At 38.3% G+C, this 1,122-nt stretch carries 1 protein-coding gene; it reads right to left on the bottom strand.

What is annotated here, in order from left to right; translation table 11 throughout:
* Window positions 1-572 (bottom strand): LytR/AlgR family response regulator transcription factor (locus tag ACS8FD_RS16190; protein WP_439276598.1); only part of this gene is annotated, 572 nt, incomplete at its 3' end.
* Between the last annotated feature and the right edge of the window lie 550 nt (window positions 573-1,122).

Consider the following 1,122-nt stretch of genomic DNA (forward strand, 5'->3'; position numbering starts at 1 on the left):
CGGCTTTCAAACTCTTGTTCAAGCTCTTTTAGCGTCTCATCGATGAGTACAGTTCCCTCTTTATGACGGACTTTGACATATTTTTGATCTGCCGTAAAATAATAGATATCTTTAAGCTTAATCAACTCAACGCCGCGATGCGTACGCGCTGCGATATGCTCGCGTACAGGACGAGCAGTGGGATCTTCAAGCTTACGAATCTCATTTAGCTGGGCGGCATTTAAGTTTTTTGCTTGACTCAAGGCTTCTATTAATTCGTCTTTATTGGCCGGCTTTAATAAATAGCCAATAGCATTTGCTTTAAATGCGGCGATGGCATAATGATCATAGGCAGTAACGAAAATGATAGCTGGCGGATGTTCAAGCTCATTTAACGCTTGTGCACAGCGTACTCCATCCATTTCTGGCATACGTATATCGAGCAATATTATATCAGGCTGCTGTACTTTCACTGCCGTTATGGCCTCAGCGCCTGTAGTTGCTTGGGCAACAACTTCATATCCTGTTTCTTGCACAATCCTAACCAAGCGCTCACGAGCAAGTGGTTCGTCATCACAAACTACAATCCGCATGTAGACTCCTCTCTTACAGCATAATAATTATACTATTAACTACTTTTAAGATTATATTTGTACAAACTCGTAGTAGCTCAGCATATAAAACGATTATTTAATGACTCTACAATTAATTAGTTAGAGACTGAGAACTGACCTTTATCATACTCTACTCAGGCGATAAAATTTGCATGATTTTTAGAGAGCGTTTGTCATTTATATGTTATTCGCACAGGCAAGGTGACGTAGTGCTTACGCAGCCTTGAACCTAAAATTCTTCGTTATCAGATAATTGACGAGTCAAAATATCTTTTACTGATTTATTTTTCAAAGTCAGGTCATATAAGATAAAGAGCAATAAATATGCCATGTTTATACTAACGGTAGTAGTATTTAAATAAAAGGTAGAAAGGTGGTCGATTTATATCATGTAATAGAGACTGGTTCAGATATCTTTTTGCTTGGTCAGGCGCCCACTAAATACTCACATCATATAAAGGGTAGTTAATAACAGTCACTATTTGCTCGTTGGTGACATCACTTTGTATGTCAGCACTTTGATCAAAAT

The sequence above is a fragment of the Psychrobacter sp. 1U2 genome, assembly GCF_051847575.1.